At 36.2% G+C, this 348-nt stretch carries 1 protein-coding gene; it reads left to right on the top strand.

What is annotated here, in order from left to right; genetic code table 11:
* Window positions 1–322, top strand: a 322-nt coding sequence (locus tag SB775_RS28075) for a GyrI-like domain-containing protein (protein WP_410864435.1), incomplete at its 5' end; no start/stop codon positions are given.
* Between the last annotated feature and the right edge of the window lie 26 nt (window positions 323–348).

Genomic DNA, 348 nt, shown 5'->3' with positions numbered 1-348 from the left:
ACAAACAAAAGAAACATTCGCTTTCTACTCAAACTATGAATCAGATGAAACTGGTACATATCAATTTACTATTGGCATGCCTGTTTCTTCATTAGAAGACGTTCCTGAAAATATGACAGCCTTAACAATACCTGCCGCAACGTATGCGGTATTTACAACGAGAAAAGGTCCTGTGTCTGAAGTCATTTGTGAAACTTGGGAATATATTTGGCAATGGTCGAAAGAAAACAAACGTGCTTTTACAACAGACTTTGAGCTTTATGACGAAAATGCAGTAGATCCAAATAACGTACAAGTGGATATTTATATTGCTTTAGCGTGAATGACAAAAAAGAAGATACCCTTTGG

This window comes from Peribacillus sp. SIMBA_075, assembly GCF_046534585.1.
The sequence above is the reverse complement of the archived record's forward strand: the minus strand, read 5'-3'. Positions and strand labels throughout refer to the sequence as shown.